The sequence below is a fragment of the Pseudoalteromonas aliena genome (assembly GCF_038155085.1).
Taxonomy (GTDB): domain Bacteria; phylum Pseudomonadota; class Gammaproteobacteria; order Enterobacterales; family Alteromonadaceae; genus Pseudoalteromonas; species Pseudoalteromonas aliena_A.
The window spans coordinates 1-220 of the sequence record NZ_JBAKAU010000174.1 but is presented as its reverse complement, the minus strand read 5'-3'; the positions used below and the strand labels follow the sequence as shown (position 1 = coordinate 220).

The 220-nt window shown below is 43.2% G+C and carries 1 protein-coding gene; it reads right to left on the bottom strand.

Annotated elements, in window-relative coordinates:
* The coding region (locus V6260_RS18985; protein WP_341595606.1) for an AAA family ATPase at positions 1-220 on the bottom strand (220 nt) is incomplete at both ends.

Sequence of the window (220 nt, the reverse complement as noted above, 5' to 3'; positions counted from 1 at the left end):
ACACGAATTGGCATACTAACTTGCAGCTCTGGTATCATGTCTGATGGTTTAGTCATTTGAAATGCACCAGAGGCAATAACTAGCATGTGGTCTGTTTTAACCTTACCGTGCTTAGTATTTACCGTTGAACCTTCAATTAGCGGTAGTAGATCGCTCTGTACCCCTTCACGGCTAACATCAGGGCCTGACGAATCGCCACGCTTAGAAATTTTGTCTATTT